The organism is Larkinella insperata (genome assembly GCF_026248825.1).
GTDB lineage: Bacteria > Bacteroidota > Bacteroidia > Cytophagales > Spirosomataceae > Larkinella > Larkinella insperata.
Genome location: NZ_CP110973.1, coordinates 6,501,334 through 6,522,931, shown reverse-complemented (window position 1 = coordinate 6,522,931; position 21,598 = coordinate 6,501,334). Strand labels below are relative to the sequence as shown.

Genomic DNA, 21,598 nt, shown 5'->3' with positions numbered 1-21,598 from the left:
TTATAATTCTATATAAATTTTTAGCGTATCTATACTGTGATATTTTAAAGGGTCAACAGTTAGGTTAATTGACACCGTATAATTAATTTTTATTGTAGAAAAATAAACCGTCTAGATCTACTTAAACCGGTTTTTCTTTAATACAAATTAGTCCAAAGTTTATATATAAAATATTGAAAATCTGCTAGTTAAGGCTTGGGTGTTTTGTGTTTGGCGGTATGAGTAGCAAGTCGAAAAGATAGCGTACAGATGGAAGTTTAATGATATATACTTAGAAGTAAAAGCTAGATTCTTGCAAAAGCTTATTTAAATGTCACTTGTAAATTAAAATTAATAGGTATTTTTATGCTCGAAATTAAAGGCAGATTAAATGTGCATGTAAGTAGTAGAAAGCTTATTGTTCTGATCGGATTCTGAAACCATAGCAAATAAGTAGAGAGAGTCCGCCACTACTGCAGAATATAAGCAAGTTTCGGCTGTGTCCACATGAAACGAATTTGTCCACTATCCTAACCAGATTTCCTAGCCTGATTTAATTTTCAAATTAAGGAGAGCCATACCGCTGAACTGACGTTCCAAACGGGCAACTAAACGGTAGTTTTAGCCATTTTTTGGCTGTCCAGAAGTGGGGTACTTACGGTTTGTTGGTATTAATTCGACCGTAAACAACAGGACCAGTATCAACCGGTATAGCGTAGTTTACTCAACGACTTTAAAGATTTATTATTATCAAAAAGGGCAGGTCAGCTCAGCCCAATAAGATTTCTATGCAAATAAGGAGTATGCTTTTTAGTCATTAACGCTTGAAAATCTGATTATCAATTTCGTTTTGTTTCACTTATCTAATCCTATTCTTATTCAAATTCCATTTACTTCAGTATGAAAAATTATCTTTACCTTTTTCTAGTGCTGTTGGTGTCACCTTTGTTGACATCATCAAGGACCCGGATCAACGATGGTCCCGGCAGTAGCGGTAGCCGGGAGCCAGGCAACGCAACCAAAATTTCCGCTGTCAAAGTAGGCAACTTGCCCAACGCAGCAGCAAGAGTAGCCTTGGCCGACTGTCCTTCTCCTTATGAAGAGAAAAATGGTCTGGTCGTTATTGAAACAGAGAACTTAACGCTCCCCACGGGCTGGCAGAAGAGAACAACCGAATCCAATTACACGGGAAGTGGCTACATTACCTGGGTAAACGCCGAGAACTTCGCGACCCCGGGAATTGGAGTAATCGAAACCACCGTCAAAATCACCAAAGCCGGGAAGTATACGTTCCAGTGGCGCAGTAAAGTCGGTCTGGGAACGGCTGGTAATGAGCATAATGACTCCTGGCTGCGTTTCCCGGACGCCAGTGATTTTTATGCGGAAAAAAACGGCCTCATCGTATATCCCAAAGGAACGGGTAAATCGCCGGTAGCCTTCGGTGCGGGTGGAGACGGCTGGTTCAAGATTTTTTACAATGCCGCCGGTCTGGTTTGGGCCTGGAACTCCTTCGCCAATGACGAAGATGGCATGCCTGTTAAGGTTGAATTCAACGCACCAGGTGTTTACAAACTGCAAATCTCAGCGCGGGCGTCGTACCACCTGATTGACCGGATCGTGCTGTTTCACTCCACGATTACGCAGTCAGCCGCTCAGTTGCTGACCAATGCTGAAACAACCAGCGAGTGTGCAACGCCGGGCAACAGCGCTCCGGTTGTTACCGCGCAAATTCCCGATCAGACAGCAACGGTTGGTGCCAATTGGTCTTATACCGTCCCTGCGAATACCTTCACGGATATCAATGATGATGCCATGACGTATTCCGCTAGTCTGAACAACAACGCTGCCCTGCCCTCATGGTTAAGCTTCAACGGAGCTACCCGGACGTTTAGCGGTATCGCGCCCAGCAACACCGCACCTATTACTGTAAAGGTGCTGGCCAGCGATGGGAAAGGTGGTTCAGCCAGTGATGACTTTGTCCTTTCGTTCACCAATTCCACCACCAACACCATTCCGGTGCTGACGGCGATTGGTAGCCAGACTGCTACAATCAACAAGCCGCTGACGTTTACGGCTCAGGCGACGGATGCCGATGCCGGCCAGAGTGTAACGTATAGCATCTCAGGGCCCAGTGGTGCCAGCATCAATCCGACTACGGGTGAATTTAGCTGGACGCCAACTGCGCTCGGTACGTATAACATTGCCATCAAAGCAGCCGATAACGGAAGTCCCGTGCTGACAGCGCAGGAAATTGTTACGGTTTCGGTGGTTCCGCCGGTGAGTCAGCAATCGGTGGTAAGTTTCAGCCTGATGAACGCCACCAGCGATCAGGAGATCAAAGTGATGGCTAACGGCGACCGCTTGAATCTGGCAACCTTACCCAGTCGCAATTTAAACATCCGGGTTAATACGAACCCCAGCCCCGTAGGATCGGTACGGATGGTATTGACTGGAGCACAAGGTCGTACGCAAGTAGATAATGGTTTGCCGTATGCGCTCTTCGGTGATACCAACGGTGATTTCAAAAACTGGACACCGGCAGTTGGTACTTATACGTTGACCGCCACACCGTACGTCGGTACTGCCGCAACGGATACCGCCGGTCGCCCGCTCACCATCAGCTTTACGGTAATCGATCAGGCGCCCCGCCCGCCAGTAGTTGCCAATGCAATTCCGGAACAACACGCAACAGCAAACCTTGCTTTCACCTTTGCGTTTGATGCGAATGCCTTCACGGATCCCGATGGCGATGTGCTGACGTACTCCGCCAGCCTGAGCGATAACACGGCTTTGCCGGAGTGGCTGAGCTTTACCTCGGATACCCGGACCTTCAACGGAACACCGCCTGCAGGTGGCCCTGAGAGCATTACGGTGAAAGTAACGGCCAACGATGGTCAGAACGGAACGGTAAGCAGCAACTTTGTAATCACGATTGCTCCGCCGATCGTTGCGGGTGGCTGGCAAAACATCATTCCCAACACCGGGAAGCCAACCGCGCGTTTCGAGAACGGATATGTACAGGTGGGTGACAAGTTTTACCTGATTGGTGGTCGTGGAATTAAGCCCGTACAGGTTTACAACCCCATCACGAAAGTGTGGACCAACGCGGCCCAAACCCCGGTTGATATGCACCACTTCCAGGCCGTTACGCTGGATGGATTGGTTTACGTTGTGGGTGCTCTCTCGGGTAGCTATCCGCAGGAGCCCACGGTTAATCAGGTTCACATTTACGATCCTAAAGCCAATAAATGGTATTTAGGACCCGATATCCCAGTTGATCGACGTCGGGGAACCGCCGGTGTAGTCGTCTACAACAAGAAGATTTACATTGTTGGCGGAAACACAAAAGGCCACAACAACGGATATGTAGCCTGGTTTGATGAGTACGATCCGGCAACCGGTATCTGGCGAACACTGGCCGATGCACCACACGCCCGCGATCACTTCCAGGCCGTGGTTTATGAAAACAAATTGTATGCGGCTGCGGGCCGTCGCACGTCGGCCAACACCAATCAGACGTTCACGCTAACCGTGCCGGAGGTTGACGTCTATGATTTCACGACCGGACAATGGTCAACGTTGCCCAATCCAATTCCGACCCAGCGCGCTGGAACAACCTCAGTTGTTTTGGATGGTGAATTGGTGGTCATTGGGGGAGAGAGTAACCAGCCAGCGGCTCACGGTGAAACGGAAGCTCTGAACTTTGGTACGGGTATCTGGAAAAAGCTGGCCAACATGCAGAAAGGACGGCACGCTACGCAGGCAATCGTCAACAATGGCGGTATCTACGTCGCTGCGGGTTCCGGTGCGCAGGGAAGCAACGCCATCAGCGAGCAGGAAGTTTACTTCAAAGGTGAACCCACCACGCCGACCGTTACGCAGGTTACGCCAGGGTCTATCTCTGACGACGCAGGTTCAAGCAAAGTGCTGTCAGCGATCCCTGTCAACGCGACCCGGACGAGCATTATCAAACTGTCGAATACGGGTGGAAACCAGGCCATCGTCGTTACGTCAGCAAGCTTTCCGCAGGGTTCTGAGTTTAAGGTCAATTACCCGGTACCATTTGTAATACCGGCCGGAGAGACCGTAAACTTGCCAATCAGCTTTAGCCCGCTGTCAGAAGGCTTCAAAAACGCTACGTTAGCCATCCGCAGTTCTGATGTAGATGGTGATATCAACATCTCGGTACTCTGCGAAGCAACCGCTGCTAACAAGCCGCCCGTGCTGGCTGAGATTAGCAGCAAGACGGCTACGTTAGGACAAGCCCTGACTTTCACGGTACAGGCCACCGATCCTGATACGGATCAAAGCCTGACCTACAGTGTCGCAGGAGCGGCTTCTGCCAGCATCGACGCCAACACCGGTGCCTTCAGCTGGACACCGACGACCACCGGTACGGTGAGCCTGACGGTTACCGCTACGGATAACGGCTTGCCCGCGCTTTCTGATCAGAAAGTCTTCACGGTAACGGTTCCGCAGGCGGTGGTGAGCTTTAGCCTGATGAACGCATCGAACGAGCAGGAAATCAAGGAAATGAGCAACGGCGAGACGATCAACCTGGCCACGTTGCCTTCGCGTAACCTGAACATTCGGATCAATACCAATGTGGGTGCCGTTGGTTCCGTGCGCATGGTGCTGAGTGGCAAACAAAGCCGTACCCAAACGGACAACGGTTTGCCGTATGCCCTTTTCGGTGACGTAAACGGTAACTTTAACAACTGGACACCGGCCACCGGCAGCTACACCCTGACGGCTACGCCTTATACCGCTTCGGGTGCCGCCGGAACTGCCGGTACTCCGCTGACACTCAGCTTCACGGTCATTGATCAGGCGCCGTCAAACACGGCACCCGTAGCCCGGGCAGGTGCTGATCAAACCATTACGCTGCCGACAAACAGCGTCACGCTGGATGGTTCAACCAGTTCAGATGCCAATGGCAGCATAACCGCCTACAGCTGGACGCAGCAAAGTGGTCCGGCACTGGCTACGCTGTCAAACAACAGCGCAGCTACTCTGACCGCCAGCAACTTAGTGGCCGGTACGTATGTGTTCCGCCTGACGGTAACCGATAATCAGAATACCACGGCTTCTGACGAAGTGATCGTGACGGTTAGCCAGGCTGCCGCGGCTCAGCAGGTGGTAAGTGTTAGCCTGATGAATGCGGATAACGAGCAGGAAATTCTGACGCTGACCGACGGGCAGGTGCTTAACCTGGCTACGCTGGTAACCCGTAGCCTGAACATCCGGGCCAATACCAACCCAAGTCCGGTAGGTTCGGTACGGATGGTACTGAGTGGTAAACAAAGCCGCACGCAGACCGAGACGGGCTTCCCGTATGCCTTATTCGGCGACAACAACGGAAATTACAACGGCTGGACGCCCGCCGTTGGCAACTACACCCTGACTGTAACCCCTTACACGGGTGCCGGTGCAACGGGGGCTGCGGGTACGCCGTTGACGGTGTCCTTCAGCGTGGTTGATCAAGCTGCTGCGGGCCGTCTGAGCGTGTTTGGCAATCCGGAAACGGCGGGTATGTCGATCAAGACGTATCCGAACCCCTTCACGCGTTCTTTCAACCTGCAAATCAAAGGTCGTCAGGAAGGCAAACTGCCCGTTGTTGTCTACGATTCTTACGGACGGGTGGTGCTGCAACTGGAAGATGTAGCGTCTGACCAGCAGATTAACTTGGGTAGCGAGTTCGTACCGGGTCTGTACATCATACAGGTAGGTAAGGGCAACCAGGCCAAGCGGTTTAAGCTGGTGAAAGGCGAGTAAGGAGGATTCCTTAATAACAAAACCGCCGGTCGGCAGGGAGCGTCCAAAACGCAACCCGCGCTGACCGGCGGTTTTCTTTTTATCTAGGCTACTCGAACACGGTTAATCCCTTTGCCACTTACGAAATGGCACTGGCGAAGGTTTCCCGGGCTTTGGCAACCACTTCTTTCGCGGTGGCAACGGCGTCTTTCACGTTGTCCAATCCACTGAACAGAGAGTCTTTTACATCGCTGTAGACATCATCCGCGCCGGATTTGAGTTTACCCGCTCTATACCGGTACCGGGCTTTATCCACAAGGTTGCTGTTGTTGTAGGCCAGCGCCACCGCAGCTCCGGCAATCACGACAGCGGCAATACCGATGCCCCACGCCCAGGCGGCTTTGTTGCTTTTTTCTTCCGTCGGGGTGTTGTCTTTCGGCTCCATATTTTTTCGCATCATCTGGGCAATGGCTTCCTGGGGGGCCAAATACGCCATGATTTCCTGCGCCTTGTTACCCAAACCGCCCGGTATCACCTTGGAAGCGCCTTTTAGCAGGGCGTTGTAGGCGTCTTTGGCAACCATGGCCGCATCGTCCAGATTCTCCGTTACCTTCGTGTTCGAAGCACCGGCTTTGTTGAAGAAATCGGTGTCGGTGGCGTTGGGCAGCAGGGCCGTTACACTGACGTTCGTGTCTTTTAGCTCGTTGATCAGTGACTGGGTAAAGCTGTAGACGTACGATTTAGTGGCGGCATAGACCGCCATCAGCGGCATGGGCGTAATGGACGCAATGGACGCCAGATTCAGAATTTTACCCTCGTTCCGCTCCACCATGTCTTTCAGAAACAGCTTGGTCAGCAGCGTCGTTGTGAGTACGTTCAGGTGAATGAGAGATTTTTCTTTTTCCCAATCCGTCTCGGTCGCAAACATGCCGTACAGACCAACACCGGCGTCGTTGACCAGAATATCAACGGTAATATTCTTCTCCTTGATCTGATTATAAACATCCCGGGCGGCATCCTCTTCCGACAAATCCTTGGTAATGACCACCGTTTCAACGCCGTATTCATCCCAGAACCGGCCGCCGAGTTCGTTCAGCTTTTCGGTGCTGCGGGCAACAAGGACGAGGTTATAACCGTCTTTGGCAAACAGTTTGGCGAGTTCCTGGCCGATGCCGCTGGAGGCACCCGTGATCAGTGCGGTTTTGGCTGATTTGTTTTCCTGATTATCCATGATGTGTGAGTTGGTTGATCCCTTTATTCAATTTTAACTGTCCAACGGGTCAGATGGTTGGAAATAATTTGGACTCAGTTCAAAAAATCGCCAAGGGCTTTAAGAAACCGTTCGGGGGTTTGAATGTGCGGAATGTGCCCAACACCGTCTAGTTCGACGAGTTTTCCCGTCTGAAACTGCCTGACGGTTTGCTTGCCCAGCTCGGGGTAAAAGCCGTGCTGTGCCTGCTCGGTTTTGGAAAGCAGATTCTTGCCAACTACCGTACGGTCTTCCTGCCCGATGATCAGCAGGGTGGGGGCCTTCACGCGATTAAACTCGTAACAGACGGGCTGCTCGTAGATCATCAGGTACGTCAGGGCGTTCGACCAGGCGATGGTGCTGAAATCCGGCGATTTCAGGTCGCTGGCCTGCACCCGCACCAAATCGTTGTATTCCGGTTTCCAGACGGGGTAATAGCTTTTCTGGTATTGTTGGTAGGATTCGAACGTGGCCGATTTCTCCTTCTGAAATTGCTGTTCGGGCGTTTGGTACGGAACAAACGTTTTGTAGTCTTCCAGGCCAATCGGGTTTTCGAGCACCAGTTTCTCCACCATTTCGGGGTACATCAGCGTAAACCGTGTTCCGAGCATACCGCCCATGGAGTGGGCCAGAACCGTTACATTCCGAATGCCGAGCGTATCGAGCAGGTGTTTGGTATTGGCCGCCAGCCGGTGAAAACTGTAGTGGATGTCGGGGTGAGACGATTTTCCCCAGCCTACCTGATCCGGAACGATGGCCCGGTAGCCGTTGGTCGTCAGCCAGTGAACAACGGTTTTCCAGTAGTACCCATTGAAGTTTTTACCGTGCAGCAGCAGAACCGTTTTGCCGTTGGGCTGGGCGGGTTTTACGTCCATGTAAGCCATCCGAACGGGCTTTGACTCTATGTTCAGTGAAAGAAACTGCACCGGATACGGATAGTCGACGGCCGTAGATTGAGCAACAAGAAGCGTAGAGGAAAAAAGAAGGCCCAGGCAAGCCAGAATCTGAAAGCTGAAAAGTCGCATAGCAAAAAGAAGTTCATGTAGAAAACCAACGTCCGGGCCGTTGAGATGTTTGCGGATGGATTAAAAGTGGGTTAATAACCTATCTTATCCGCAAGGCCAGATGTTTATCCTGGCCGGTTACCATTCGCCCGGTTTTTCGACCGCTAAAGTACTATGCATAGCAAGGTACCTTATGTAAGTATTACCTTTGAATCAACAAAAAGCAGTAAACAACAGAAAAGCACATCCTTCAACTCTAAACAACAATACGATGAAAATGCTATTTGCCTCCGCTCTCATTGCCCTGACGCTGGTTGCTTCCAGCGCATTTGCCACCGACAACGCCGGTAAGGCCAAAGCCACATTCCAGTCGGCTGTTTACCCCATGATTAACAGCATGAAAGTTGGTGTAAACATCAGCAAAGCGAAAGACAGCAAGGTGAACATCCGGTTGATCAACAACGACGGGCACACGCTGGTCACGAAGAAGCTGGGAAAAGGCCACGAAGCCACGAATTTCCGCTTCGATCTTAACGGATTGGAAGACGGAGTCTACAAAGTTGAAATCTCCGATGGGAACTACACGGAAGCAAAAACGGTAAAACTGGAAACCCGCACGCCCACCGTACAGACATCCCGCTTGGTGAGCATGAATTAATAGACGATTAAATTTACTTGATCCTGAAAAAAATCCGGCTGGAAAGTCGGATTTTTGTTTTTTAAGCCCGTAAAAGTGCTTACATTATCAGACGGAATAAGGGCTGCCTAACCTTCTCTGGGAGAACACTTTTTATCCTTGAAAATGGGCAGAACCCCGGGTGTTTTTTCATACGACGCGGCATAATTGTTGCTCTGGAATGGAAGGTCACTTTTGCACTTTGAACGTATAGTTAGTCCATCTCTCAACGGAAAGATCGTGATAAGAAAACGGTGGAGTCGGTATGAGTATTTACTGATCGGTGAAAATTGGTTTGGGAGGGCTCAGAGAGCCGTTGATTTCAGGGTTTTTTCGCCTTCCGTACCCGGCGGCCCGGATTATCATGATCAGGAAATAGTATGTCTTCAATAGAACAGCTGGAACGCCAACTCGCTTCCGAGCAAAAAAGCCGTCAGCAGGCTGAAGCTGTTCTGGTGGAAAGAGAACAGCAGCTTCGGCACGCCAACGAGCAGCTCCGGATGCTGCAGGAAATGCCATATCCTGACGCAAAAACGTCTGAGCTTCAAAAGAGCGAAAGCCTCTACCGGCACGTCATCGAGTCGGTGCAGGACATCATTTTTACAACCACCCTCGACGGCTTTTTTACATTCGTCAATCCCGTTGTGGAATCGTGTCTGGGCTATTCGCAAGCGGAGATCATTGGGCTGAATTACCTGCAATTGATCGAGCCGGAGTGGCGGGCCACCGTGGCCGAATTTTACCTGAATATGTTCCAGACGGGGCAGTCCAGCATGTATACCGAGTTTCCGGTTCGGGCCAAAGACGGACGCAGAGTGTGGATCGGCCAGACGGTCCGGGTAATCGAAGAAGGCGGGCAAAAGTCGGAGTTGGTTGCCGTAGCCCGCGACATTACCGCCCGGATCATCAACAAAGATAAACTACAAAGTACCCAGGCCCGGTTGACTTCGCTCATCAAGAACCTGCAAACCGGCGTTCTGGTGGAAGACGAAAACCGTACGGTGATACTGGTCAATCAGTTGTACTGCGATTTGTTCGGCATTCAGGTGACGCCCGATGAGGTGATTGGTACGGATTACTTCCGGTGGGCCCATCCGTCGGATGCATTGTTTACTAATCCGGAGCTGTTCACCTGTCAAATGGACGTCGCCATCCAGCAAAAGAAAACCGTTGTCAACGAAGTTGTTGAGTTGGTGGACGGGCGTATCGTCAAACGCAATTACATTCCCATTTTTCTGGAAGGGGAGTACCGGGGGCATCTCTGGCAGTATACCGATATAACCGAAAAGTACCGCGCTAACGAGCAGATTCGCAAAAGCGAAGAGAAATACCGGGGCATCATGAACCGCATGGAGCTGGGGCTGCTGGAGGTGGATAATAATCAGGTGATCCGGCAGGCTTACGACCGGTTTTGCCAGATGGTGGGTTACTCCGAGGAGGAACTGATTGGCCAGCGGGCCAACGACCTGCTGGTGCCCGATGAATTCAAAACGTTTCAGGGCCAGCAGCAGAAGCTGCGGGATGAGGGCGGAGCCAATTCCTACGAACTGCAACTCCGGCGCAAAGACGGAACTCCCATCTGGGTTATCGTCAGTGGCGCACCCATACTGGACGAACAGGGCGAAGTAGTTGGCTCCATGGGCATTCACTACGACATTTCCGAACGAAAGCAGCTTGAGCAGGAACTGGCGAAGGCAAAGCTGGTGGCGGAAGATGCCCGGCATACCGAAAAGCAGTTTCTGGCCAACATGAGCCACGAAATCCGGACGCCCCTCAACGCCATCCTGGGCTTTTCGAACCTGCTGGGATCGACGGCGCTGAGCTCCGAGCAAAAGGAATACGTTGACTACGTTCGGACGGCCGGTAAAAACCTGCTGACTATCGTCAACGACATTCTCGATATTTCCAAAATTGAAGCGGGGATGCTGCCGCTGGAGAGTATTCCGTTCAGTATCTGTTCGCTGGCGGACTCCATCCGGACCATGCTCGATGCATCGGCCCGCGACAAAGGCCTCTTCCTGCGCGTTGCAACTGGTCCGGATTTACCTCCGGTGGTGCTGGGCGACCCCACCCGGCTCACGCAGATCCTGCTGAACCTGCTCAGCAACGCGGTCAAGTTTACCAAGTACGGCGGGGTAGCGGTATCGATCGAAAAAACGGGTGTGCAGGATGAGTCGGCCCGGATCCGGTTTACCGTTGAGGATACGGGAATTGGGATGGAAAAGGACGTTCTGCCCCATATTTTCGAGCGCTTCCGGCAGGCCAGCGATTTTACAACCCGCTACTACGGAGGGACCGGATTGGGCCTGAACATCGTCAAATCGCTAACGGAAATGCAGGGCGGCTGGATTACGGTTGCAAGTGAGGCCGGAAAAGGTTCCTGCTTCACCCTGGAAATACCGTATAAGATTGCACCGCACCAGTCCGTCCACGATGCCGTGCTGGCGGAGGAAGAAGCCGGACCCATCGACCGGGAGGTGAAAATCCTGGTGGTGGAGGATAATATCATGAACCAGAAGCTGGCTCTTCAGGTGCTGGGAAGGCTGGGTTACCCGGCGCAGGTTGCCGAGAACGGGCAGATTGCCGTTGAACTGCTCCAGAAAACCGACTTTGATCTGGTGCTGATGGACATCCAGATGCCCGTCATGGACGGCTACACCACCACGCGGTACATCAGAACGACGTTGAATAAACAAGTCCCGATCATTGCCATGACGGCCCACGCCCTGGCCAATGAACGGGAGCAATGCCTTCAGTCAGGCATGAATGATTTTATACCCAAACCTTTTCAAATAGAAGAGTTACAACGGATTATCCGAAAATATTTACCCGGTATATCAACAATGACACCCAACCAAAAAACGTACACCCCACCGGCTCCCAGTTTCTCCGTAGAACCGTTGCTCGATGCCGTTGGCAATGACATGGATTTTGCCGTAGAGATGATGACATTGTTTCTGCATCAGACGCCGGTCGAAATTCAACAATTAAAACAGTCGGTGGCCGAAGGCGACGTGATGGCGATTAAACGCCTGATTCATACCCAGAAAGCCATTATTCAAACCTTCGGACTGACCGAAGCCGCGCGACTCGTTACCGCCACAGAAGCGCTGATTGCCGATAAGAAAGGAATGGCTGAAATTGCTCCATTGATCGATCAGTACATTCAGGTGCTTGAATCCGAAATGCCGGTCATTCAGTCCGTCATGGAAGCTCATCTGAACGGAAGCATCTCCGGTTAACCGAACAAACGCCCAAAGGGCGGGCGGCTTTTCCGTGCCAATGGGGTTACTCTTTTCCTCAACTTCCAAACGGTTTTCCTGGCCAGCCGGGCGACTGTTTGGATTTTTTTGAGGGAAGTCCGCCCAAAACTATCATCTCATACCGCTAACTGGGCACTCTGACGCCTTTTTGCAAATACAATTTCCGGCTCAATCGGCCGTTTAGTAAAGGGCACAAACCTCAACATTCCGTCGGGCGACGGCGGAGGAACGCCCGATGACTTTTTATCTATTTCTACAGGGTCAGTATGATCACGCTTCGGCAGGTTACCAAACGTAAAACGGCTTTTTGTTCTTCCATTCTCACCCGTCTGAGCCTACTGTTGATTATCTACACAGTAGGCGGATGCAAATCCGGCAACGATGTGGCTCCCGACAATTCCCGCTCCGAGTACATCATCGGCTGGGGGGATAGCCTGACGGAAGGCAGCCCCAGTACATCTACGTACCTGACCGAACTCGAAAAGCTGACGGGAACGACCTACAAGTACATCAATAAAGGCATTTCGGGCCAGACCAGCAGCCAGATCGCCGAGCGCATGCTCGCGGACAAAGAGAAACACCCGTACAACACCATCATCTGGGCGGGGCGTAATAACCTGGACAAACCGGAGCAGATCAAAGCCGATATCGCATCGATGGTGGCGGCTCTGGGTCACCAGCGCTATCTGGTGCTGGGCATGATCAATGGTGATTTTGATCAGAATGAACAGGTGTTTACGCAACGGCATCAGGCCATTATGCAGTTGAACGGGGAGTTGTATAAAATCTACGGGGATCACTACGTCAACATCCACGCGTATCTGCTTTCCCAGTACGACCCGTCTAAAATGCAGGACATTATTGATCACACCTACGATGTGGTACCGGCTTCCCTGCGGGTCGATCTGCTGCACCTCAACCAGAAGGGCAATCAGAAAGTGGCCGAGCGCATTCTGCAAAGTATGCCGGTCCTGACCCGCCAGTAATTCTTTAAATCTTACTGGTGAACAACGGACTACGGGGTGGATTGCCGGTGCAGGATAGTACGGAAGTAAGACCGCCAAATGGTGACCCGGGAACTCACTCAATTAATGGAATCGGGGCCCGGGAAGTGGATCTGCTTCGTAATTCGGCTGTGGCAGGGGAAAACCATACCGGGTAAAATAAGCGGGAAGGGAATTTACGTCTCCCATGGTCGGGTGCAATTCGGGCCGTTGGACAATGCCGTCGCGTTGTTCAACGGCCCGGTTCTTTATTCGTCCAACACTAAACCATCAATCCCTATACGTATTAAGTAATTGTTACCCCGAGACGGAAAAGAAATAAATAAAATAAAACAAGAGTGGTGGCAATAGTCTGGCAAAAGAAGGTGTTGACGGTAAACGGCTATTATTGAGGGGATTAAGTGGTGATGCAATCCTTTAAAGATTAAGTAAAATTAGCCGACGTATAATATTTTAGGTCATTATTGCATGGAAAATTTGGTATGGTAAAATATTATTGCTGCCGTTTAGTAAAAGAAGGAATTTTGTACTTGATGCGTTCAGGAAAAAAGTATAAAATTGTAAGGTAATTTAAAACGCAGCTAACCCATAAGTGTATGGTATGCAAAAAGTTGTACAATAATAGGTGAGTATAAATACTAAACGATACGAGATGTGATACTAATTGTGATCTAAGTAACAGAGTACGGGTTAGTTTCTATTCGAGATGGGTTGGAGGTTTTGTCTCCAACCCATTTTAATTTATTGATTTGCAAAGGGTCAGTCGGCCAGAGTCTCTGAATCCTTTTACTTTTTAAATACCAACGCTTTAATCGGCTGAATCCGGGTGGCCACCAGCGTTGGGAGCCAGAGCACCAGCGCAATCAGCACAATGGTAGCCACGTTGACCAAGGCAATCATCCGGAAATCCCAGGCAATCGGAACCGTATCCATGTAATAGTTTTTGGGATCGAGCGGAATCAGCTTGAAGTAATATTGGAGGGCGCACAGCCCAATGCCCAGCAGGTTACCAATCAGGAGACCCTTGAGAACCATGTTCAAGCCGACGTACAGAAAAACCCGTCGAATCAACGTGTTGGAACTGCCAAAGGCTTTCAGCAACCCGATCATGGGCGTTCGTTCCAGCATCAGAACCAGCAGAATTGCCACCATGTTGAAACCCGCCACGAAGAGGATCAGGGCCAGAAAAATGCCGGTGTTCTGGTCGAGGAGCGTCATCCAGTCGAACAACGGTTTATACGTGTCGGTAACGCGCAGGGGCCGCATATCGGGCGCAGCAACCTCGCGGACTTGCCGGTAGACGTCGTCCAGGCGGTTGAAATCGTTGACGAAGATTTCGTAGCTCCCCACCGAATCGGCCCCCCAGTTGTTGAGTTGCTGGATCAGCCGCAGATCGCCGATGACCATCACGTTATCACCTTCTTCGAGTCCCGTATCGTAAATACCCGTCACCTGAAGTTTCCGGGGGCGCAACTGGTTACCGATGAAGTACATGATCACGTCTTTACCCACGTCGAGCTGAAGCCGATCGGAAATCCGTTTGCTGATCAGCACCTGGCAGGAGTAATTGGGGTTGCATTGGGCGCTATCTTTGTAAAACTGGGGCAGCTTCCCGGCCACCAGCGAACTGCGGAACAACTCCCAGTCGTACTCGCGGCCGACGCCCTTCAGAACCGCGCCCGAGAGTTCATCGGCGGTTTTGAGCATCCCGGCTTTTGTGGCCACCCCCTGAACATGCCGAACGCCCGGAATGCTGGTAGCCTGCTGATAGAGGGTCGTTTTCAGCTCCAGCGGGGTTTCTTCGTACGAATTGTTAAGCGAGAATTTGGAAACGGTAATGTGCGATCCAAACACGAAAATTTTCTGCTGAATCGCGAATTTATAGCCAAACAAGACCGCAAAAGCGATGATGACGCTGGCCAGACCGATGGCAATGCTGGCTACACCGACCTTGGTAACGGTGGCGGAGAAGCTTTCGGTCGGCGTATGACGAATTCGCCGGGCAATGAAAAACGGAACGTTCAAGTGTAAAGAGGTTAACGATCGGGTGACCGTGTCGGAGAACCGGTTTGGATTGATAACGGAAAAATTGCCAGCCGGTTAACGGTTTTCTATAAAATACCACATAAAAGTAACAGATTTGCAGGATAAACGCTTAGCTGCTATGACTTCATCCGGAAAATTGCTCTTACTGATCTGCCTCATTGCGGTATTGGGACAGCCGATTGGTTGTTCCGGACAAACCAATAAAAAACCGGCCGCGGCCCAATCGACGGACGGAATCCAAACCGGAGCGGAGCAGACCAACCTGTACGTGCCCACCTTGCTCGGCAAACGGGTCGGGATGATCGTCAACCACACGTCCGTTATTGGCAAGACGCACCTGGTAGACAGCCTGCTGGCACTCGGTGTGACGATTAAAACCATCTTTGCGCCCGAACACGGGTTTCGCGGGCAGGCCACCGACGGGGAAAAAATCAGCGATGGTCGCGACCCCCGAACCGGTGTTCCCATTATCTCGCTGTACGGGGCCAACCGCCGACCCACCCAGGCTCAACTCGATTCACTGGATGTGATCGTTTTTGATATTCAGGACGTAGGCACCCGGTTTTACACCTACATCAGCACCATGCACTACGCCATGGAAGCCTGCGCCGAATACAAAAAGTCGTTGGTTGTGCTGGACCGACCGAATCCCAACGGCCGCTATGTCGACGGGCCGATCCTGAATAGGCAGTACCAGTCGTTTGTTGGTATGCACCCCATTCCCATTCTGCACGGCTTGACTGTCGGCGAACTGGCCCGGATGATCAACGGCGAAAAATGGCTCAAACCGTTGAAAGGCAGCGCCGAACTGCTGTGCCCGCTGACGGTGGTTCCCGTAAAAAACTACACGCACCAGATGCCGTACACGCTGCCGGTGGCTCCCTCGCCAAACCTGCCGAATCAGCAGGCTATTTTGCTGTACCCCACGCTTTGCCTGTTTGAAGGCACGATCGTCAGCATAGGGCGGGGCACCGATAAACAGTTTCAGGTGATCGGCGGACCGGGCAATCCGAAATTTGGCTCGTACCAGTTTACGCCGGTCGATAAGCCGGGCGCCATGAATCCCCCGCAGGAAGGCAAACTCTGTTACGGCCGTGATTTGTCGGGAATCGATGCTACCAATCAGGGACTAACCCTCAAGTACCTGATCGAATTCTACAACAAAGCGGTCGACAAAGACAAGTTCTTTCTGGCGACGAATTACATCGACAAGCTGTACGGCAGCGATCAGTTGCGGTTACAGTTGAAAGTCGGTCTGACCGAAGAAGCCATTCGGAAAACCTGGGAACCTGGTCTGGGCGACTACAAAACCAAACGAAAAAAGTACCTGATCTACCCGGAGTAATGTTTTAGTACCCCGCCCCGGCCTGTGGTTTCAGGTCCTGAAAAAGAGCAACACCGGGCAACTTTTTGTTGGTTAATTGGGCTGAATTGCGGATATTTTACGGTGGTTTTGACCGTATCATATGAAAAGAACCTCTACAGTTCTTGGCTGGATCATCCTGTTGATTTTGCCATCGGCAGCGGTTGCGCAGGGGCTTGTTAAATGGCAGCAGTGGCCCGCAGCCCTGCAACTCTATCCGCGCGATGAACAAAACAAGGCTGAGGTTCCCCTGGTCGGGCAATTACAGTCACCAACGTACACCCACGTATCGGTTTGGGTCTACCAAAACGGCACCCGCTGGAAATACGCGCGGGTTTCGGTTACCAGCAACGGCAATCAGGCCACTTTTCAGTTGTTGCCCACCATCGACGCGGGTTTAAACCTCTACCGGTTTGAGGTGTTCGCCATTCGCGGGAAAGATTCGGTACGGGTCGATTCCCGCGATGATATCGTCTGCGGGGATGTAATTTTGTTCCACGGTCAGTCCAACATCACGGGCTATTATCCGGATGATTATTTCTACCGCAACAAGTTCCTGCGGACTTTCGGCAACAGCGCGTCGGCAAGGCCCGATACGCTCTGGCACCTTTCAAACGAGCGCGACGGGCAGGTCGGGCGGATCGGAACGGAAGTGCAGCGGCTGATCATGGAGAACTTCGGAATGCCGACCTGCCTGATCAACGGGGCGGTGGGCGGAACGTCGATCAAAAGTCACCTGGAACGCAATCCGGCCAACCCGGCCGATCCCAAAACTTTGTACGGAAAACTGCTGTATCTGGCCCGGAAAGCCGGTGTTGCCCATAAAGTTAAAGCCTTCGTGTGGCGTCAGGGGGAAAACGAAGCCGGTGGCGGACGGGCCGATGGCTACGAACTGGCGCTGAGAACGTTGTTTGACTACTGGCAAAACGATTACCCCAACGTGGGTAAATTCTACATCGCGCAGGTGAGTTTGTTGCCGGAGAACAACCCGGGGGCCGCCCAACTGCGGGATTTTCAACGGCGAACCCCGCAGCTTTTTCCCCGCACGGAAGCCATCGCCACGGTAGGACTGGCAGCCTATGATGGCGTTCATTACGGAGCCGAGGGGCACTACCAGTTTGCGCTCGAACTCTACCGGCTGATCGCCCGCGACGGCTACGGCTCACCCGACGTAGACGGTATTGCGTCGCCCGCCATCCGGAAAGCGTATTACCGAACCGCCGAAAAGAAAGAAGTGGTGCTGGAATTTGAACCGGGCGCCCGGATGGTCTGGAAGCAGGATACGGTGGTGAAGGGGAAAAAAACTGATCTGCGGGATCTGATTTACTTTGATTATGCAGGCTCTCCGCAGGCGCGGCTGATTGAAAGTGGTTCGGCGGAGCGCAATCGGATCATTCTGCAGTTGGCCAAACCCCTTGCGGCCCAAACCATCACGTACCTTCCCAATAGCTATCCGGGTTCGCTTAATGGCCCTTTCCTGAAAAACAGGCGGGGAATGCGGGCGTTTACCTTTCACAACGTTGCCATCAGTGAAGCGCCGACCGCACCGCCGGACACCCTTTACGGCGGTCACCTGGAGGGAGCCCGTTGCGACAGCATCTGGGGATGGGTGGAAGCCGAACCGAGAACGGCAAACCCGTTTATCACGGTGGAAATACTGGCCAACAACGCCGTAATCGGAACCGTAAACGCGGCTGAAAGCCGACCGGGTCTGGAAGTGGGGCAGTACGGTTTCCGGTTTCCAACGCCAGATGCCCTGAAAGATGGAAAAAATCAGGTCATCTTGGTTCGCGTAAGGGGCCATAATTTCCAATTGACGGGTGGACCGAAAACCGTGAACTGTCCGAAGAAGTCACCCATTCTGGCAACGCCCGGGCTGGAAGCGCTTACGGTGAGTACCTACCCGAATCCGGCGCAGGGCCGGCTTTACCTCAAACTGTTTATTCCCGGAATGAAAACGGCGACGCTCCGAATAACCGATCTGGCGGGGCGGCTGGTCTGGCAGAAAACCGTGCCGGGCCAGAACCGGGTTCACGAAGAAGTCATTGAACTATCCGGGGCCGGTACCCAGACGGTGTTGGTGACGGCCCAGATCGACAACCGGAAAGTGGTCCGAAAGGTGGTGGTTGTGCGTTACGTTTCCCTGAATTCTGAACGGTTTTTTCCCTTCTTGCGCGCCGGGATGAAGATTACCGGAAGGGTTTCAGCGGTTTGAGTTGCCCGGTTCCTAAAAACACCCTAATTTTGTGTTTTGGATACGTACCATGACAACCGAACAAATTCTGATCCTGGATTTCGGTTCGCAATACACCCAACTTATCGCCCGCCGGGTGCGCGAACTTAATGTTTACTGCGAAATTCACCCTTATAATCATATTCCGCCCATCAGTCACGACGTCAAGGGCGTCATTTTGTCCGGCAGCCCGTGTTCCGTGCGGGACGACGACGCGCCGATGGTTCATCTGGCGGCTTTTCGGCACAAAATGCCCTTGCTGGGTGTTTGCTACGGCGCTCAGTTGATGGCCCACACCAGCGGGGGCGAGGTGCAGCCGTCGGCCATTCGTGAGTACGGTCGGGCTAAATTAGGGACGCTCAATACGGAAAATGCGCTGCTGAAAGGGCTGGAAGCCAACACCCAGGTCTGGATGTCGCACGCGGATACCATCACGTCGGTGCCCGATCATTTCCAGATCATTGCCTCCACCGAAAGCGTGAAGGTAGCGGCTTTCCAGGTCGAAAATGAGCCAACCTACGGCATTCAGTTTCACCCGGAAGTGACCCATTCAACGCAGGGCAAAATGCTGCTCAAAAACTTTGTGGTCGATATTTGCGGGTGTTCGCAGGATTGGACCGCCGAGTCGTTCGTGGAATCGACCATCGCGGATCTGAAGCAGAAGCTGGGCAACGACAAAGTCGTCATGGCGCTTTCGGGCGGGGTCGACTCGTCGGTGGCAGCCACGCTCGTTCACCGAGCCATCGGCCAGAACCTCTACTGTATTTTCGTTGACAACGGGTTGCTGCGGAAAGACGAATTTGAAAGCGTGCTGGAATCCTACCAGCACCTGGGGCTGAACATCAAGGGCGTCGATGCCAAAGACCAGTTCTACAAAGCCCTCGCCGGACTGACCGATCCGGAAGCCAAACGCAAAGCCATCGGCCGGACGTTTATCGAGGTTTTTGACCACGAAGCGCACCTGCTTGAAGGCGTTGACTGGCTGGGGCAGGGGACCATTTACCCCGACGTTATCGAGTCGGTTTCGGTAAAGGGACCTTCGGCCACCATCAAGTCGCACCACAACGTCGGCGGTTTGCCCGACTTCATGAAGCTGAAAGTGGTGGAGCCGCTCAATACGCTGTTTAAAGACGAAGTGCGGGCCGTCGGAAAAACGCTCGGTTTGCCCGATGCCATCCTGAAACGCCACCCGTTCCCGGGGCCGGGGCTGGCCATTCGGATTCTGGGCGACATCACCGCCGAGAAAGTGCACATCCTGCAGGAAGTGGACGCCCTGTACATCAACGGGCTGAAGAAATACGGTTTGTACGATCAGGTCTGGCAGGCCGGAGCCATTCTGCTGCCGATCCAATCCGTTGGGGTCATGGGGGATGAGCGGACCTACGAACGTGTAGTAGCCCTGCGCGCCGTTACGAGCGTCGACGGGATGACGGCCGACTGGGCGCATTTGCCCTACGAGTTTCTGGCCGACATTTCCAACGAAATCATCAACCGGGTCAAAGGTGTCAACCGCGTCGTCTACGACATCTCCTCTAAACCGCCCGCAACCATCGAGTGGGAATAAAAAAGTGAAGCGTTAGGAGTGAAGAGTTATGAGTTAGCTGACGCACGTTTAACTTATAATTCTTCACTCCTTAAGCTTCATTCTTCACTGGTCAGTCCCTCATCGGTGTCTTCGTCTTCGTAGAGCGTTTCCGCGTCCAGATCGGGTTCAGGACCGGGTAGGTTGCCGGATGGGCTCAGATCCGGTTCGAGTTCTTCGCCGGTATCGTCGTTGTTACGGGCCAGGGTTGAGGCCACGCCCTGATTTTCATCTTCGGCTGGATTGTAGTTTTCCATATCGTTTCGGTTTAAGTACCCGTGCCGCTGCGGGCTACTTTGCCGCCGAGCGCGTAGTTGTCGTCATAATTGTGGTCGTGTTCGCCGGTCGGATCACCGTCCTCGTCTACCGGTTCGTCGTAAAGATCGGTTTCTTCCTCGACCTCGTCCAGTTCGTCCTCATCACCGTCTTCAATGGCCGCACCACTCTGGTTGGTGAACAGGCCGGGGTCCACGCGCCACGCACGCGACCCAATCAATTCGGGGTCTTTCATCGCGTATTCAGTTTACGTATAGATAAATAACCACGGCGTCGCCGAAAGGTTTTTTTCGTATCTTACCTGTCCTAACCTGGTAATCAGTGAAAAACCTCCTCGTTTATTTCCTGCTTGTTGTGTCGGCAAGTGCCTGGGCGCAAACCAATCGCGAACCCCTGTTTACCTCCTTCGACGGTACAAAAATTCATTACGAAGTTGCCGGAGAAGGCCGACCCGTCGTGCTCGTTCACGGGTTTATGGGCAACAGCACGTCCTGGCAAAAAGCCGTTTTGCGGCAATCGCTGCTGGATGCAGGCTATAAAGTAGTGCAACTCGATCTGCGGGGCAACGGCCAGTCCGACAAACCGCATACCCTGGCGGCTTACCAGAACGACGCCGAAGCCCGTGACATCATAGCGCTGATGAACCACCTGAAACTGAACCATTATGACGTTGTGGGGTACTCCCGCGGTTCCATCATCACGGCGCGGCTGCTGGTGCTGGACCCAAACCTGCGTTCGGCGGTGCTAGGCGGCATGGGGGCGGATTTTACCGATCCCGACTGGCCCCGTCGCCGGGCGTTTGCCGACTTGTTCAGCGGAAAAGCCCACCTGCACCCGGAGTTTCAGGGCGCTCTGAATGCGGCCAAAACCCGGGGATTGGATACCTTGTCGCTCGGGTTCCAGCAACAGGCGCAACCATCGACCAGCCCGGCGGAACTGAGCAAGGCCAGGATTCCGGTGTTGATCATTTGCGGGGAGCAGGACGAAGACAACGGCCGGGCGGGCGATCTGGCGAAACTCATCCCAACGGCTACGCTGAAAACCGTGCCAGGCAATCACAACAACACGTCCGGTTCGGACGGGTTTGCCCGGGAGGTGCTGGCGTTTTTAAGATCGTCGAAGTAGCCGTTCTGCTTTTTGAGGCATTCGAAAGAAAATTCGATCAGGTT

The 21,598-nt window shown here is 52.6% G+C and carries 13 protein-coding genes; 8 read left to right on the top strand and 5 right to left on the bottom strand.

Annotation, left to right across the window (positions count from 1 at the left end):
- Positions 1-927: 927 nt before the first annotated feature.
- Positions 928-5,754 carry a putative Ig domain-containing protein gene (locus OQ371_RS26195; RefSeq protein ID WP_265991489.1) on the top strand — a complete coding sequence of 1,609 codons (4,827 nt, stop codon included), beginning with the start codon at positions 928-930 and terminating at the stop codon, positions 5,752-5,754.
- A gap of 118 nt (positions 5,755-5,872) precedes the next feature.
- On the opposite strand, the gene OQ371_RS26190 is transcribed toward OQ371_RS26195, so the two are convergent.
- Together OQ371_RS26190 and OQ371_RS26185 are read right to left on the bottom strand one after the other, a co-directional pair.
- On the bottom strand, positions 5,873-6,964 hold the full coding sequence (locus OQ371_RS26190; protein ID WP_265991488.1) for an SDR family NAD(P)-dependent oxidoreductase: 1,092 nt from the start codon (positions 6,962-6,964) through the stop codon (positions 5,873-5,875).
- A gap of 74 nt (positions 6,965-7,038) precedes the next feature.
- Positions 7,039-8,007, bottom strand: a complete 969-nt coding sequence (locus OQ371_RS26185) for an alpha/beta fold hydrolase (protein ID WP_265991487.1) — start codon at positions 8,005-8,007, stop codon at positions 7,039-7,041.
- 250 nt (positions 8,008-8,257) lie between these two features.
- On the opposite strand from OQ371_RS26185, the gene OQ371_RS26180 reads away from it, so the two are divergent.
- The 3 genes from OQ371_RS26180 (at position 8,258) to OQ371_RS26170 (ending at position 12,911) form a co-directional block, all read left to right on the top strand.
- Entirely contained in the window at positions 8,258-8,644 is a 387-nt protein-coding gene (locus OQ371_RS26180) for a T9SS type A sorting domain-containing protein (RefSeq protein ID WP_265991486.1), read from the top strand.
- Positions 8,645-9,042: 398 nt separating this feature from the next.
- The gene (locus tag OQ371_RS26175; RefSeq protein WP_265991485.1) at positions 9,043-11,904 is read left to right on the top strand and encodes a PAS domain S-box protein; all 2,862 of its coding nucleotides are present in this window, start codon (positions 9,043-9,045) and stop codon (positions 11,902-11,904) included.
- 287 nt (positions 11,905-12,191) lie between these two features.
- A complete protein-coding gene (locus tag OQ371_RS26170) occupies positions 12,192-12,911 on the top strand; it encodes an SGNH/GDSL hydrolase family protein (protein ID WP_265991484.1) in 720 nt (239 codons plus the stop codon).
- Positions 12,912-13,715: 804 nt separating this feature from the next.
- Here the strand turns inward: OQ371_RS26170 and OQ371_RS26165 are convergent.
- Positions 13,716-14,954 carry an ABC transporter permease gene (locus OQ371_RS26165; protein WP_265991483.1) on the bottom strand — a complete coding sequence of 413 codons (1,239 nt, stop codon included), beginning with the start codon at positions 14,952-14,954 and terminating at the stop codon, positions 13,716-13,718.
- Between the two features lie 139 nt (positions 14,955-15,093).
- Between OQ371_RS26165 and OQ371_RS26160 the strand changes: the two genes are divergently transcribed.
- The 3 genes from OQ371_RS26160 (at position 15,094) to guaA (ending at position 20,135) form a co-directional block, all read left to right on the top strand.
- Entirely contained in the window at positions 15,094-16,320 is a 1,227-nt protein-coding gene (locus OQ371_RS26160; RefSeq protein WP_265991482.1) for an exo-beta-N-acetylmuramidase NamZ family protein, read from the top strand.
- Positions 16,321-16,441: 121 nt separating this feature from the next.
- Complete coding sequence (locus tag OQ371_RS26155; protein WP_265991481.1) at positions 16,442-18,553, top strand: sialate O-acetylesterase; 2,112 nt, start codon at positions 16,442-16,444, stop codon at positions 18,551-18,553.
- A gap of 49 nt (positions 18,554-18,602) precedes the next feature.
- Positions 18,603-20,135: a glutamine-hydrolyzing GMP synthase gene (gene guaA / locus OQ371_RS26150; RefSeq protein ID WP_265991480.1), complete on the top strand. Its 1,533-nt coding sequence runs from the start codon at positions 18,603-18,605 to the stop codon at positions 20,133-20,135.
- 77 nt (positions 20,136-20,212) lie between these two features.
- Here guaA and OQ371_RS26145 read toward each other — a convergent pair whose 3' ends face one another.
- Both OQ371_RS26145 and OQ371_RS26140 read right to left on the bottom strand, forming a co-directional pair.
- Entirely contained in the window at positions 20,213-20,410 is a 198-nt protein-coding gene (locus tag OQ371_RS26145; protein WP_265991479.1) for a hypothetical protein, read from the bottom strand.
- Between the two features lie 11 nt (positions 20,411-20,421).
- A complete protein-coding gene (locus OQ371_RS26140) occupies positions 20,422-20,649 on the bottom strand; it encodes a hypothetical protein (protein WP_265991478.1) in 228 nt (75 codons plus the stop codon).
- A 101-nt stretch (positions 20,650-20,750) separates the two neighbouring features.
- Between OQ371_RS26140 and OQ371_RS26135 the strand changes: the two genes are divergently transcribed.
- Positions 20,751-21,554: an alpha/beta fold hydrolase gene (locus OQ371_RS26135; protein ID WP_265991477.1), complete on the top strand. Its 804-nt coding sequence runs from the start codon at positions 20,751-20,753 to the stop codon at positions 21,552-21,554.
- Positions 21,555-21,598: the final 44 nt, after the last annotated feature.

Coding starts and splice junctions, on each gene's coding strand:
- OQ371_RS26190 (WP_265991488.1), bottom strand. CDS start 6,964: ATGGATAATCAGGAAAACAAATCAGCCAAAACCGCACTGATCACGGGT.
- OQ371_RS26185 (WP_265991487.1), bottom strand. CDS start 8,007: ATGCGACTTTTCAGCTTTCAGATTCTGGCTTGCCTGGGCCTTCTTTTT.
- OQ371_RS26180 (WP_265991486.1), top strand. CDS start 8,258: ATGAAAATGCTATTTGCCTCCGCTCTCATTGCCCTGACGCTGGTTGCT.
- OQ371_RS26175 (WP_265991485.1), top strand. CDS start 9,043: ATGTCTTCAATAGAACAGCTGGAACGCCAACTCGCTTCCGAGCAAAAA.
- OQ371_RS26170 (WP_265991484.1), top strand. CDS start 12,192: ATGATCACGCTTCGGCAGGTTACCAAACGTAAAACGGCTTTTTGTTCT.
- OQ371_RS26160 (WP_265991482.1), top strand. CDS start 15,094: ATGACTTCATCCGGAAAATTGCTCTTACTGATCTGCCTCATTGCGGTA.
- OQ371_RS26155 (WP_265991481.1), top strand. CDS start 16,442: ATGAAAAGAACCTCTACAGTTCTTGGCTGGATCATCCTGTTGATTTTG.
- guaA (WP_265991480.1), top strand. CDS start 18,603: ATGACAACCGAACAAATTCTGATCCTGGATTTCGGTTCGCAATACACC.
- OQ371_RS26145 (WP_265991479.1), bottom strand. CDS start 20,410: ATGGAAAACTACAATCCAGCCGAAGATGAAAATCAGGGCGTGGCCTCA.